The sequence below is a fragment of the Clostridioides sp. ES-S-0108-01 genome (genome assembly GCF_020662285.1).
Classification (GTDB): Bacteria; Bacillota; Clostridia; order Peptostreptococcales; family Peptostreptococcaceae; genus Clostridioides.
On record NZ_JADGMN010000008.1, the window covers coordinates 37,519 to 51,924 of the forward strand.

Consider the following 14,406-nt stretch of genomic DNA (forward strand, 5'->3'; position numbering starts at 1 on the left):
CATTCTCCTAAAAATTTATTATTTGTTTCATATTGGATTATTGAAAACACTATGTTTTAATTCTATTTATTTTTATATGTATTACATTATAAGTCAGTCTCTTAATTAATTCAACCACAACCTATACAATCTTAACCAAATATTTATACTTTGTCTACTTAAATACATCACTAAGTTTTCCTGGCTTTAGTCCTTTTTCTCTTACAATTGCTATAATATCATCTATACATTTTGTCGTTGCATCAGTTGGGTGCATTAAGATTATACTACTATCTTTAATATCTTTTTTCTTCATTCTGTCAATGATTACTTCTGGTTGGTCCTTGTATTTCCAGTCTATAGTATCAGCATCCCATTTGATAGAAGTATATCCTAATGCTTTAGCAGCCTTTACTGTTTCTGGACCAAAAGAACCTGCTGGTGCTTGAAAAAATTTAGTTTTTTCACCTATAATTTCTTCAATTATCTTTTTAGATGTCTCTATTTGTTCATAATTATTTTCATATGATAATGTCGAGTAATCTAAATGTTTGTATCCATGATTACCTATTTCATGTCCTTGTTTTTTTATCTTTAATAATTCGTCCTTATTCTTTTCTGCCCATTTACCAGTTACATTAAATGTAATCTTTACATTTTCTTTTTTAAGTGTTTCTAAAATGGATTCTACGTACTCTGTTTCCCATCCAAGGTCTATGTTACAGGTCAACGCAACATATCCACTTTTATCCTTTGTACCTCTTTCATATGGTAAATCTACACCATTAAATAAATTAAATACCGGCTTATTGTTAAATAACTTTAATACCATTACCCCTCCTGATAATACTAATAATATTACTAAAATTAGTATTATGATTTTTTTGAGCTTACTCTTATTAAGTACCATCATTATCATTAAAACTCCCCCTAATTATGTACAAATTGTTTCTTATTTAATACTATTAAAAATAAGCTCTGTTTATGCACTAAATATAACTTAAGTGATTTTCTATATACCAATAAAACTTTCTATTAATTAACTTTTAAATAACTTCTTCATAAGAGTAAAAGTTTACAAAAAAAGAACTGTAAGTTATCTATCACTAGTCTTTTAAAACTATCTACTTTTTTGTATTTAAAAAAGCAAAATCCTAAGACTTTGCTTTTAATTATATAATAAATTATTTATTTTTATGCTCTGGTTTTGGTAAAAGAACTTTTCTTGATAAATTAACTCTTCCTTTTTCATCAATTTCTGTAACTTTAACTTCAACTTCATCTCCTATATTCAATACATCTTCAACTTTGGCAACTCTTTCATGAGCTATATGAGATATATGAAGTAATCCTTCTTTTCCCGGAAGTATCTCAACAAATGCTCCAAAGTTCATTATTCTACTTACTTTACCTTTATAAGTTTTTCCTACTTCTGGTTCAACTACTATATTATTTATAAGTTCTTGGGCTTTCTTAATCATATCAATCTCAATACCTGATATAAATACTTCTCCAGTTTGTTCAATATCTATCTTAACTCCAGTTTCGTCTATTATCTTAGTTATTATCTTTCCACCAGGTCCTATTACATCCTTTATCTTGTCAGGATTTATTTGCATTTTAACAATCTTAGGTGCATATGGTGAAAGTTCTGGTTTTGGCTGAGATATAGTTTTTCTCATCTCTCCTAGTATATGGATTCTACCTTCTTTAGCTTGTTTTAAAGCACGTTGTAGAATTTCTTTGTCTATACCATCTATTTTTATATCCATTTGTATTGCTGTTATACCATATTCTGTACCAGCTACTTTAAAGTCCATATCTCCTAAATGGTCTTCCATACCTTGTATATCTGAAAGCACTGCAACCTTACCATCATGCTTTATAAGTCCCATTGCTATACCTGCAACCATATCCTTTATAGGTACACCTGCATCAAGTAAAGATAATGTTGAACCACATACACTTGCTTGAGATGTAGAACCATTTGAACTTAATACTTCAGAAACTAATCTAATAGCATAAGGAAATTCTTCTTGAGATGGTATTACTGGTAATAAAGCTCTTTCTGCTAAGGCACCATGTCCTATTTCTCTTCTTCCTGGTCCTCTTGATGGTCTAGCTTCTCCAACACTATATGCAGGGAAATTATAATGATGCATATATCTCTTGTTTTCTTCTTCATCCAATCCATCTAACTTTTGAACATCTCCTAAAGCACCTAAAGTAGCCACATTAAGTACTTGAGTTTGTCCTCTAGTAAATATAGCTGAGCCATGAGCTCTAGGTATCATACCAGTTTCACACCATATAGGTCTTATTTCTTCAAGTTTTCTATTGTCTGGTCTTACATTTTCATGTACTATAAGTTTTCTTACTTCTTCTTTTATTATATCTTGTAATACTTCTTCTATATCACCAATAAACTCTTCAAAATCCTCTAGAGTCTCCCCAAAGTGAGCTAAAGTTTCTTCTTTAACTCTATCCATATTTTCCATTCTCTCTAACTTTTCAAAAGTCTGAACTGCTTTTTTCATCTTATCAGTTGCAAATTCACGAACCAACTGAGTTATTTCTTCTCCTGCATGGTATAATTCAACAGTCATTTTTTCTTTTCCAACTTCTGCAACTATACCTTCTATAAACTCAACTATTTTTTTTATTTCTTGATGAGCAAATAAAATAGCATCAAGCATTACCTCATCTGGAACTTCATCAGCTCCAGCTTCAACCATCATTATTGCTTCCTTTGTACCTGAAACAACTAGATGCATTGAACTTTTTTCTCTTTGCTCTGCGTTTGGATTTACAACAAATGCACCATCTACAAGACCAACACATACTGAACCTGTTGGTCCATTAAATGGTATATCTGATATAGAAAGGGCTATTGAAGAACCTATCATTGCTACTATATCTGGTGTGCAATCTTGGTCTACTGATAAAACTGTTGCAACTACCTGAACATCATTTCTAAATCCTTTTGGGAATAAAGGTCTTATTGGTCTATCTATCAATCTTGATGTAAGTATAGCTTTTTCTGAAGGCTTACCTTCTCTCTTTAAAAAACCTCCAGGTATCTTACCTACAGAGTATAATTTTTCTTCATAATCCACACTTAAAGGAAAAAAGTCTATTCCGTCTCTAGGTTTGGCTGACTTAGTTGTATTTACCATTACCATACTATCACTATATCTAACTATACAACTACCATTAGCCATTTCACAAATCTTTCCTACTTCTACAGAAAGTTCTCTTCCTGCAAAATCCATTTTAAATATTTTATGTTCAAACATTAATGCTTGTCCTCCTCTTATTAAAAAACACGTATATCACTCTATTTACTATATTATCAAAAATACTATAAATTAACAATATAAAATTATCTTCACATATATATGCAAAAACCTTATATTACTACTAATTAGAACAACTTATAGCCAATATATCTGGCCCTGTATGAGAGCAAATAGAAACTCCTCCTCGAGTAAATAATAATCTTCTTGCCTTTATCCTTTTATTTACTTCATCTTTTAATATTTCACAATCATGTAAATTATCTCCACAACCTATTGTGACGATTTTTCCTTCCAAAGACCCTTCATTCATTTCTAAAATTATGTCAACCAATTTGCTTGCTATATTCTTTACTCCTCTAACCTTATTTACTAGCTTAGCTTCCCCATTATCAAAGAAAAATATAGGCTTTATATTCAACATATTTCCTATCAAAGCAGTTGCAACTGGAACTCTTCCACTTTGCTTTAAAAAATCAAGTGTATATGGTGCAAAAAGTAATCTTACACTACTGCGAGTATTCTCTAGCTCCTCTATGATTTCTTCAAAGCCTAGACCCTCTTCAAGAAGTTCACACGCCTTTATAACATATTGTCCACTGCCAAGAGATAAATTTCTAGTATCAAATATATGTATTTTTTCATTTTCATCTACATCATTTTTAGCTATCATGGCACTTTGGAAAGTTCCTGATGCGTTTGCTGCTCCTGTTAGACAAATTATATAATAGCCCTCTTCTATGACCTTATCAAATACTTCTTTAAACTCCATATACGTAGCTTGTGAAGTTTTAGGTATTTGCTTGATTTCTTTTACTTTTTTATAAAACTCTTCTTTCTTTATATCTACGCCTTCTATATATTCTCTATCATTAAAAATAACTGTAAGTGGCACTATCTCTATATAATCTTTTTCTGATATTTCATCTGGAATATCGCATAAACTATCACATATTAACTTTATTTTCAAAATAATATCCTCCTTATTCCAACTAATTATCCTGTTATAAAACTTCTATATTTATCCTGTCTTTCCTTTTAAATTGATTATGTATTTATATACTATTTTAATATTCTTACCCAATATTATTCATTTTATAATTCTTTATAATATATGAAATACTTTTATTATTAACCATTTTACTTTATAATGAATTAACTATAAAAAAGCAGGTATACACTATACCTGCTTTTTTATAAAGAATGAAATTACTTTCTTAATCCTAATTTAGCTATTAATGCTCTATATCCCTCAAGATCTTTTTCTTTTAAGTAAGCTAATAAGTTTCTTCTTCTACCAACCATTTTTAATAGTCCTCTTCTTGAATGGTGGTCTTTCTTATGAGTTTTTAAATGTCCATTTAACTCGTTTATTCTAGCTGTTAATAAAGCTATTTGTACTTCTGGAGAACCAGTATCTCCTTCAGCTCTTCCGTATTCTTTTATTATTTCTGATTTGTTTATCATTTAGATTACCTCCATAATTTTTTAGAAACGCCTATTACTAAGCATTGATTGGAGTATTCAAATGCCGAGTAATGGTTATTTTCCTTAATCATTTTACCATACATTACTTACTTTTGCAAACATAGTTTTCATACACATAATTTGTATCATTAAACAATTGATTTTTTAAATCATCTATTGAATTAAACTTTCTTTCATCCCTTATTCTTTCCAAAAATTCAATAATTATATTTTCACCATAAATATCTCTATCAAACTCTAAAATATTTGTTTCAATAGATAAAGATTTTCCATTAACTGTTGGGTTGTAACCTACATTTGTAGCACCAAAATAAGCCTCATCTCCAATATGTACAATAGAAGTATAGATACCTCTCTTTGGAACGAGCATATTATTCTTAAGGTCAATATTTGCTGTTGGAAATCCAATAGTTCTTCCAAGATGTTTGGAATGTATAACACAACCTTCTAACTTGTAATTACGACCTAAATACTCTTTGACATTAGCCATATCACCCTGAGATACTAAACTTCTAATATAAGTACTACTCACTCTTACACCATTTATTTTGATTGGTTTTATTACTTCTACCTCAAAACCAAATTCATGTTCTAAGCTTTTTAATAGATTAACATTACCTTCTTTGGCTCTTGCAAACGTAAAGTCATGTCCAATTACTACCTTTTTAGCTTTTAATTTTTTTACTAGTATATCATTTACGAAATCCTTTGCAGGTATTTTAGTCATATACTCATCAAATGGTATGATTACAACTATATCTATTCCCAATTCTTCTAATAATTTTATCTTATCATCATTACTTATAATATTTTTTGTTGAGTTTGGTCTAAAGTAATTTACAGGATGATTTGCAAATGTAAATACGATACTCTGCATATTTTCTTTTTTTGCATGTTCAACTGTTTTTCTTATAAGAACTTGATGTCCTTTGTGTACACCATCAAAATTTCCTATGGTAATGACACTTCCTTTTATGTTTGCTATTTCTTTTATAGATTTTATAATCACCATAATAAATTTTCCCCGCTAAAATATAATTTACTCTTAACTTATTCACAAACTATTATAGCATAAGTAAAAGAGATAGACTATAGAAGTTATTATAGTACTATCTCTTTTATTGTTTTTTTAAATACATTAGTTATATGAACATCTTATCACTTTTAACACTTATTGTATTATTATGTTTTGATAACTTTCCTAAGCCTAAGAAATTATCTGTACTGTATACCCTTACAAATTCATCATCTTTATTGCAATTATTTTTCAAAAATCTTTTATCATCTATGGAGCCACCATTGCTATAATATTTTATAGCACTAGGATTTAATACAATATAATTAAACGAATCAAGTACATAATCTATATCATATAAGTATTTGTCTAAAGTTTTATCTTCATAAAACAATTCTAGTTCTTCTAATGTTATTGAATTATCTAAGTCAAATTTACCAGAAGATGTTCTATTCAAAAATGACATGTATGCTCCACAACCTAGATATTCTCCTATATCATGGCAAATACTTCTCACATAAGTCCCTTTAGAACACTCAACATAAAACATTACTTTTTTACCTTTTATACTGAGTATTTTTATGTCTTTTATATTTACTCTTCTTGTTTTTAAAGTAATTTCAGATTGCCTACCACTTCTTACTAAATCACACATTCTCTTTCCATTTACCTTTAAAGCTGAATAAATTGGTGGAAGTTGATTTATTTCTCCTCTTTGTGTATCAAAAGCTCTTTCTATCTCTTCATCACTAAATTTAAAATCATCAACTTTTTTTAAAATTTCACCTGAGGCATCATAGGTATCTGTACTTATACCTAAAGTAAGCTCACATATATACGATTTATCTTTATTTAAGATAACTTCACATACTTTTGTAGCTTTCCCTATACAGATTGGTAAAACACCTGAAGCATCTGGGTCAAGAGTACCTGTGTGACCGACTTTTTTTATATTTAAAATCTTTCTCACTCTACTTACAACATCATGAGATGTCATACCTGTAGGTTTCAATATACTTATAATCTTATTCATTTTACTGTCACCTTAAATTGATTTTAACACTGCCTCTAGTACCATTTTCTTTGCATTATCAATACTCTCTCTAATAGTACATCCAGCAGCCCTTACATGACCACCACCGCCAAATAACTTGGCTATTTCACTTACATCAACATAATTTTTTGACCTAAAACTCACTTTAACTTCATTTTGTTTTTTCTCTTTAAATAAAATTCCAACTTCAATACCTTTTATGTCTCTTGTATATGTTGTTATTCCATCAACATCATTAAAGCTAATATTATTTCTATTCATCATGTCTTGAGTTAAAACTATACTAGATACCTTTGACTGAACCTCCCATGACTAAAGTCACAGGGTTCCTGCTTCACAGAATTTTGCATATTAAAATATGTCTTACTAATTCTCCACAGGCTATCCCCGTAGTTCCTACGGTTCTTACATACGTTATTTATTTTGAATTGTTATTAGTCTTAATCCTTCTTTTAATATATTTATACTTGCATTTATATCTCTATCGTGAGTTTCATTACAACTAGGACAAATCCATTCTCTTATATTTAAGTTCTTCACTTCCTCGTTTTTGTACCCACATTTATTGCATATTTGTGAACTTGCAAAGAATTTACCCACCTTTACAATTTGTCTACCATACCAATTAGCCTTGTATTCTAATTGACGAATAAACTCTGACCATGACACATCAGAAATTAAGCGAGATAGTTTACGATTTCTAATCATATCCTCTGTAAATCTTCTATGCAAATAATATCATTCTCTTTTATTAATTTAGTAGATAGTTTTTGTAGAAAATCATTTCTTTGATTGGCTATATGTTCTTGAAGTCTTGCAACTTTTAATCTTGCTTTATTTCTATTTAAACTACCGATTGTTTTTCTCGATAATTCTCTTTGTAATTTAGCAAGCTTGTTTAATGACTTCTTAAGATACTTAGGATTTTCTATAAATTCTCCACAACTTGAGATACAAAATTCTTTAATTCCTAAATCTAAACCTATCTGATTATTAGTATTTTCAAATACTTCAATATCTACATCAGTACAGCATAATGATACATAATATCTACCACTTGGCTCTTTAGATATAGTAGCATTAAGTATTCTCCCTTGAGGTACTTGTTTATCCCTTATTTTAACCATACCAAGTTTAGGTAATTTTATATATTGACTAAAGTACATAATGTTTCCATTTGTAAAGTTAGTTTTATATGAAAATCTATTAGTTTTCTTTGATTTAAATTTAGGAAATCCTGCCTTTTCTTTAAAGAATTTTTCATATGCGTTTTCTAAATCTTTTAAGGCGTTTTGTAGTGAAAATTTGTCAGGTTCTTTAAGCCACTTTAATTCTTTTTTTAAATTGGTCAAATCAGAACTGCACTGTTTATAAGTAAAAGTTTCTTTATCATTTTTATAAACTTCTATTCTTTTAGCAAGATACTTATTATATACAAATCTACAACATCCAAAAGTTTTGTTAATTAACTCTTGCTGTTTTTTATTTGGATACATTCTAAACTTATAAGCTTTTTCCACTGCTATCACCTCACTTTAATTGTTTTTTGATACACTTTTTAATGATTTTATCATATTTAATATATTATATAATGCTGTGGTGAACAATTTATTAATCACCTATCATAATATTAACAAATGTAATTATTTAAAACAATTATTTAGAAGGTTTTATATTTAATTTTAAATAACATATTTAAGAACCGTAAGTCTTAACTTTTATCATTTTTGAGGTTGTCGTTCACATAAGTTCGCTACTACCTATGCAGTTCTCTTATGAACTTCTTACACTTTCATGCAAGCACAGACTATATCTTATCCTTCGGCATTATCCGTTAAGGTCTACCCACTTCCACTACCAATAACTTGTAGTGTACTTCCCTCAAGAGGAATAGTCGTTGAAGTTTCTCCTATTCGGAGTTTACCTGCTGATTGCCCATTTTAAAGTACTTAGGATTTAACCTTATACCATCTAACCAATTTTTTCTACTTTCGTAACTTTCACACTTAGGTTTATTTCATCCTTATGTTTTAGTTTGGTTAGCTTTAGGGGTTTCCAGCAATTCAAGTAGTATTGGATAGGTTTTATCCTATCTCTACATATAAGTTTCCCTATATGCTGACTATTTTAGCTACTAACTCATGACTAAAGTCACGAGTGTGCGTAACTATTTTTTAATCAAATATCTCCAAACCCTTTAGAGCTTCTCCCAACAATTTATAATAATCAGAAGAATTACTTTGATATATATTTTGTATTATAGTATTTTTTTGTGCACCTAAAACAAGTAAATTCTTTGCCATTTCAAAACTACTTGCATGTGCATTTGAATATGAAAAATTTCCAGTGTCAGTTACAAGACCTGTATATAAACATGTTGCTATATCTTCATTTATAATATTAATATCTTTTATTTGCTGGAATCTGACCAATAAATTATAAACTAATTCACATGTAGAAGATGCATCAATATCCACATAATTTAAATCTCCATATGAATCATTACTAGCATGATGGTCAATACAGATTAATTTTGATGCATTATTTTTTATTTCATCACTTACACATATTCTCATTTTATCTCCACAATCAAGTGCAATTAGAGAATACTCCTTCATATTAAGTTCATTAGATTTATAGATTTTTACACCTTCAACCAAAAATCTTAAATTTAATGGAACTTCGTCATCAAGTACATAATATACATTTTTACCTAAATTCTTCAATGTATAATACATTGAAAGTGTAGAACCAATATTATCTCCATCTGGACTGATATGAGAGGTAACTATAAAATAGTCACCCTCATAAATATAGTTTATGATACTATCCATATTATTCATCATAATTTTCATCCTCATTTTGTTGAGCATTTTTTTCATTAACTCTTTTTATAAGGCTATCCATATACATTCCTTTTTCTATTGAATCATCAATTTTAAATACTATCTCAGGAATATATCTAAGTTTTATATTTTTTCCTACTTCTCTTCTTATATACCCTCCAGCACTTTTAAGACCTGTTAGTGTAGATTCTTCATCTCCACCTAAAACACTTACATATACATAAGCATATCTTAGGTCATTTGTAACTTCTACATCAGTTACACTTACCATAGAGGTTATTCTAGGGTCTTTTACTCCATTTATAAGCATAGTACTTACTACTTTTCTTATTTCTTCTGCTATTCTTCTTGTTCTATTATATGATGCCATACCATCGACCTTCTTTACTAACTGATTTTCTTTGATACGAATTTATAATTTTCTTTCTACTTCTTTAGTTATATAAGCTTCTACTATATCGCCTTCTTTTATATCGTTATAATTTACAAAACTCATACCACATTCGTATCCAGAATTAACTTCTTTTACATCATCTTTAAATCTCTTAAGTGCTGCAAGCTCACCTTCATGTATTATTATACTATCTCTAACTAATCTTACTTTACAGTTTCTAAATATCTTACCATTAGTCACATAACATCCAGCTACTGTTCCAACACCAGATATTTTATATATTTCTCTTATTTCAGCTTTTCCTGTTTCTTCATCAACATATTCAGGGTCTAACATACCAGTCATAGCAGCTTGTATATCTTCTATAGCCTTGTATATTATAGTATATGTTCTTATATCAACATTTTCCTTTTCTCCTAGAGATTCTGCACCTGGAACTGGTCTTACATTGAATCCTATGATTATTGCGTTAGAAGCTGCTGCAAGTAATATGTCTGATTCTGTTACAGCTCCAACACCACCATGTATTACTTTAACCTGAACTTCTTCATTTGATAATTTTTCTAAAGATTGTTTAACTGCTTGTACTGAACCTTGTACATCTGCTTTTATAACTATATTAAGGTCTTTTATAGAACCTTCACTCATTTGACTAAATAAAGCATCTAGTGATAATCTTTGAGTTGATTTTAACATCTCATCTCTAACTAATTGTTGTCTTCTTGCTGCTACACTTCTAGCAATTTTATCTGTTGGAACCTCAACAAATTGGTCTCCACCTTGTGGAACTTCTGATAGACCTAATATTTCCACTGCTGTAGATGGGCCTGCTGTTTTTACTCTCTTACCTTTTGCATTTATCATTGCTCTAACTTTACCACATGCAACACCTGCAACGATTGGGTCACCTACTGTTAAAGTACCACCTTGAACAAGTACTGTTGCAACTGGTCCTCTTCCTTTATCAAGCTCAGCTTCTATAACAGTTCCTACTGCTCTTTTATTTGGATTAGCTCTTAACTCTTCCATTTCAGCAACCAATAATACCATTTCTAAAAGTGTATCTATTCCTTCTTTTTTCTTAGCTGATACTGGAACTGCTATTACTTCTCCACCCCAGTCTTCAACTAATAATCCTTGGTCCGCTAATTCTTGTTTAACTTTGTCTGGATTTGCACCTGGCTTATCTATTTTATTGATAGCAACTATTAAAGGTACACCTGCTGCTTTAGCATGGTTTATAGCTTCCACTGTTTGAGGCATTATACCATCATCTGCTGCAACTACTAATATTGCTATATCTGTAACTTGTGCTCCTCTTGCTCTCATTGATGTGAAAGCCTCATGTCCTGGAGTATCTAAAAATACTATTTTGTGTCCATTGATTTTGACTTCTGAAGCTCCTATATGTTGAGTAATGCCTCCTGCTTCACCTGAAATTACATCAGTTTTTCTTATTGCATCTAATAAAGATGTCTTACCATGGTCAACATGTCCCATAACTGTAACAACTGGTGGTCTAGGTTTTAAGTCCTCTTCTTTATCTTCTTCAATTTCCATTAAAGCTTCTATTTCTAAAGCTTCTGTATCATCACTTTCAGCTACTGTTAATTCAAATCCATAGTCTTTGGCAGCTAAAGCAGCAATCTCAAAACTTATCTCTTGATTTATTGTTGCCATAGTTCCCATTTTCATAAGCTTCATAATTATTTCTGATGGAGATTTATCTAATTTCGTTGCTAATACTTGTACTGTCAACTTTCCATCTATTTCTATAACATTTCCATTTTCTTGAGATGAATCTTCACCTAACATTTCAAGTGCTAATTCTAACTCTTCACCTTCTAATACTGAATCTTTGTCAGTTACATTTATATCTAATTCAGCTAACTTATTTATAAGCTCTTCATTTGATATATTTAATTTTTCTGCTATTTGGTATACTCTTGTTTTTGACACAAGATCACCCCCTATTTTATTTTAAATTTCTATTAGTTCAATTATCTTTTTAGAAAAATTTTCATCTTTTATTCCTACAACTGCTCTTGGAGATTTTCCTATTGCAAATCCTATTTCCTCTTTTGTTGAAAAAAATAGATATGGAATATTTCTAAAAGTTGATTTATCTTTAAAAAGTTTTTTGGTATTATTTGATGCATCTTCTGCTATTAAAATTAAATTTACTTTTCCTTTTTTAAGGTCAAGCAAAGTTGAATCATCACCAGACACTATTTTCCCTGCACGAGTTGCGAGCCCTAAGAACGAAAGTACTTTTTCTTTATTATTTTTCATATTCTTCTAACTCCATAAGTAGATTATCATAGACTTCATCAGGAACATCTATCTTAAAAGCTTTATTTAACGCTTTACTTTTTATAGCTTTTTTTAAACATTCAGAGCTTTTACATACATATGCTCCTCTTCCATTAGCTCTTCCTGTTGGGTCTAAAAATATTTTTCCTTCTTTATTTTTAACTATTCTTATAAGCTCTTTTTTAGAGTCTCTATCTTGACATGCTATGCATTTTCTTTGAGGCACTTTTTTTACTTTTTTCAAAATCATCCCTCCTTACTCTTCTTCAATAAAATTATCATCTGAAGTATCTAACTCCTCTTGGTTGATAAATTCAGCTTCAACATCCTCATCTTCTATTTCTTTGGAATTTTCAAGATTTAACATTTCTTGTTCTGCTTGAGATTCGCTCTTAATATCTATTTTCCAGTTAGTCAATTTTGCTGCAAGTCTTGCATTTTGACCTTCCTTACCTATAGCAAGCGATAACTGATAATCTGGAACGATTACTAATGCAGACTTTTCATCTTCATTTATATCTACTCTAACAACCTTTGATGGGCTAAGTGCTGCTGATATAAACTCTGCTGGGTCTTCGCTATATTTTATTATATCTATTTTTTCATCACCAAGTTCATCCACTATATTTTTTACTCTAAGTCCTTTTGGTCCAACACAAGCTCCAATTGGGTCTATTTTTTCATCTATAGATTTTACTGCCATTTTAGTTCTTGACCCAGCTTCTCTTGCTACAGATTTTATTTGAACTATTCCTTCATATATTTCAGGAACTTCTTCTTCAAATAATCTCTTTACTAAACCTGGATGACTTCTTGATACAACTATTTGAGGTCCTTTGTTAGTCTTTTTAACTTCAAGTATATAGAATTTTATTTTTTGACCTGCTCTATAATTCTCAAATGGTATTTGCTCACTTTGAGTCATTATACCTTCTATTCTTCCAAGGTTTACATAAACAACATTTTTATTTGCTCTAGCAACCTCTCCTGTAACTATTTCATTTTCTTTTTCTATAAATTCATTATACACTATTTCTCTCTCAGCTTCTCTTATTCTTTGAACAACTACTTGTTTTGCTGTCTGAGCTGCAATTCTTCCAAAATTTTTAGGTGTAACCTCATGTTCTATAATATCACCTAATTCATAATTAGGATTTATCTCTCTAGCATCTGCCAACTCTATCTCTAAGAAAGTATCATATAAATCTGATTCATCAACAACAACTCTTTGAGAAAATACTTTTATATCTCCCTTGTCTCTATCAAACTCAACTCTAACATTTTGTGCTGAACCAAAGTTTTTCTTGTATGCAGTTAAAAGAGCTTGTTCTATAGTGTCTATAAGTATCTCTTTATCTATACCTCTATCAACTACTAATTCATCTAATGCTTCCATAAATTCATGATTCATTTTTTTATATCCTCCCTATTTAATATACCACTAAAACTTTATTGCTAATCTGACAATAGCAACATCTTTTCTATTAAATTCCATTTCCTTACCATTTACAATGATTTTTATATTATTATCTTCTGTTAATCCTACAAGTTCACCTTCAAATTGTTTACATCCATTTAACGGTTTATATAATTTTAAATCTACATCTCTACCTTGATATCTCACAAAATCTCTGTCTTTTTTTAATGCTCTATCAAGTCCTGGAGAAGATACCTCTAAAAAGTAATTCTCTTTTATAGGGTCTTTTTCATCAAGTATTGGGCTTAATTCTCTACTAACTAATTCACATTCATTTAAAGATATTCCTTCTTCTTTATCTATGTATACTCTTAAGTAGTATTCTCCTGCTTCTTTTACATATTCAACATCAACCATTTCAAATCCATGCTCATCCGTTATTTTAGTTACAATCTCCTCGATTGTAGCTTCTAAATTTTTTTTCATTAAATTTCCTCCTATTCAATTGTAAATGACCAGTTCATATAATCTTAAATAAAATATATTTAATAAAATTAAACCAGCTTTTTAATAATATATTTAAAATAAAAGAGTGAGAACAGCG

At 29.7% G+C, this 14,406-nt stretch carries 13 protein-coding genes and 3 pseudogenes; 1 reads left to right on the forward strand and 15 read right to left on the reverse strand.

The window, feature by feature from the left end:
* Positions 1-154: 154 nt before the first annotated feature.
* The 8 genes and pseudogenes from IR152_RS09375 to tnpB all read right to left on the reverse strand — a co-directional run bounded on the left by IR152_RS09375 (position 155) and on the right by tnpB (position 8,361).
* A complete protein-coding gene (locus IR152_RS09375; RefSeq protein ID WP_227451580.1) occupies positions 155-898 on the reverse strand; it encodes a polysaccharide deacetylase family protein in 744 nt (247 codons plus the stop codon).
* Between the two features lie 265 nt (positions 899-1,163).
* Positions 1,164-3,275, reverse strand: a complete 2,112-nt coding sequence (pnp, locus tag IR152_RS09380) for a polyribonucleotide nucleotidyltransferase (RefSeq protein WP_227451581.1) — start codon at positions 3,273-3,275, stop codon at positions 1,164-1,166.
* A 124-nt stretch (positions 3,276-3,399) separates the two neighbouring features.
* Complete coding sequence (locus IR152_RS09385) at positions 3,400-4,245, reverse strand: DegV family protein (RefSeq protein WP_227451582.1); 846 nt, start codon at positions 4,243-4,245, stop codon at positions 3,400-3,402.
* A 239-nt stretch (positions 4,246-4,484) separates the two neighbouring features.
* Entirely contained in the window at positions 4,485-4,742 is a 258-nt protein-coding gene (gene rpsO / locus IR152_RS09390) for a 30S ribosomal protein S15 (RefSeq protein WP_003419491.1), read from the reverse strand.
* A gap of 103 nt (positions 4,743-4,845) precedes the next feature.
* Positions 4,846-5,775, reverse strand: coding sequence for a bifunctional riboflavin kinase/FAD synthetase (locus IR152_RS09395; RefSeq protein WP_227451584.1), 930 nt, complete (start codon positions 5,773-5,775; stop codon positions 4,846-4,848).
* 130 nt (positions 5,776-5,905) lie between these two features.
* Complete coding sequence (truB, locus tag IR152_RS09400) at positions 5,906-6,811, reverse strand: tRNA pseudouridine(55) synthase TruB (RefSeq protein WP_227451585.1); 906 nt, start codon at positions 6,809-6,811, stop codon at positions 5,906-5,908.
* Between the two features lie 12 nt (positions 6,812-6,823).
* Positions 6,824-7,129 (reverse strand): annotated as a pseudogene (locus IR152_RS09405) (DHH family phosphoesterase); the annotation flags it as partial.
* A 117-nt stretch (positions 7,130-7,246) separates the two neighbouring features.
* Positions 7,247-8,361 (reverse strand): annotated as a pseudogene (gene tnpB / locus IR152_RS09410) (IS200/IS605 family element RNA-guided endonuclease TnpB).
* A gap of 265 nt (positions 8,362-8,626) precedes the next feature.
* Here tnpB and IR152_RS09415 point away from each other — a divergent pair.
* On the forward strand, positions 8,627-8,776 hold the full coding sequence (locus IR152_RS09415; RefSeq protein WP_011860874.1) for a hypothetical protein: 150 nt from the start codon (positions 8,627-8,629) through the stop codon (positions 8,774-8,776).
* Positions 8,777-9,009: 233 nt separating this feature from the next.
* Here the strand turns inward: IR152_RS09415 and IR152_RS09420 are convergent.
* The 7 genes and pseudogenes from IR152_RS09420 to rimP all read right to left on the reverse strand — a co-directional run.
* Positions 9,010-9,687, reverse strand: a pseudogene (locus tag IR152_RS09420) (DHH family phosphoesterase); the annotation flags it as partial.
* Entirely contained in the window at positions 9,668-10,048 is a 381-nt protein-coding gene (rbfA, locus tag IR152_RS09425; RefSeq protein ID WP_227451588.1) for a 30S ribosome-binding factor RbfA, read from the reverse strand. The pseudogene IR152_RS09420 and the gene rbfA, both read right to left, overlap by 20 nt.
* A gap of 42 nt (positions 10,049-10,090) precedes the next feature.
* Positions 10,091-12,031 carry a translation initiation factor IF-2 gene (gene infB, locus IR152_RS09430; protein WP_227451590.1) on the reverse strand — a complete coding sequence of 647 codons (1,941 nt, stop codon included), beginning with the start codon at positions 12,029-12,031 and terminating at the stop codon, positions 10,091-10,093.
* Between the two features lie 21 nt (positions 12,032-12,052).
* Complete coding sequence (locus tag IR152_RS09435; protein ID WP_003419470.1) at positions 12,053-12,364, reverse strand: L7Ae/L30e/S12e/Gadd45 family ribosomal protein; 312 nt, start codon at positions 12,362-12,364, stop codon at positions 12,053-12,055.
* Entirely contained in the window at positions 12,354-12,635 is a 282-nt protein-coding gene (rnpM, locus tag IR152_RS09440) for an RNase P modulator RnpM (RefSeq protein ID WP_003419469.1), read from the reverse strand. Before rnpM ends, IR152_RS09435 begins: the two co-directional genes overlap by 11 nt.
* Positions 12,636-12,641: 6 nt before the next feature.
* A complete protein-coding gene (nusA, locus tag IR152_RS09445; protein WP_227451592.1) occupies positions 12,642-13,796 on the reverse strand; it encodes a transcription termination factor NusA in 1,155 nt (384 codons plus the stop codon).
* 30 nt (positions 13,797-13,826) lie between these two features.
* A complete protein-coding gene (gene rimP, locus IR152_RS09450) occupies positions 13,827-14,288 on the reverse strand; it encodes a ribosome maturation factor RimP (RefSeq protein WP_003428240.1) in 462 nt (153 codons plus the stop codon).
* Positions 14,289-14,406: the final 118 nt, after the last annotated feature.